Genomic DNA, 298 nt, shown 5'->3' on the forward strand with positions numbered 1-298 from the left:
GTTGTCCTTGAGCTGATTTGCGAAAATCAGGCAGGTATCCCTGTCTACATGCAGGCCATGAGCGGGAATACGAATGATGCCAAAGCCTTTGCCCAGACGATCAAAACCCATATTCAATGTCTGAAAGCGGCACAAAACAGCCGCTACTTTGTGGCCGATGCCGCCCTGTATACTGAAGCCACCATCGCTTCGCTTCATCAGCAAAAACAACGATTTATTACGCGTGTTCCCCTGACGATCAAGGAAGCTAAACAGTCTCTCCTGAACGTGACAGCGGAGCAATTCAGCCCCATCAGTG

1 protein-coding gene is annotated in these 298 nt (G+C 50.0%); it reads left to right on the top strand.

Annotation, left to right across the window (positions count from 1 at the left end):
* Positions 1–298 (top strand): transposase (locus tag SLS51_RS23550; RefSeq protein WP_323840885.1); only part of this gene is annotated, 298 nt, incomplete at both ends.

This window comes from Photorhabdus africana, assembly GCF_035181445.1.
Taxonomy (GTDB): domain Bacteria; phylum Pseudomonadota; class Gammaproteobacteria; order Enterobacterales; family Enterobacteriaceae; genus Photorhabdus; species Photorhabdus laumondii.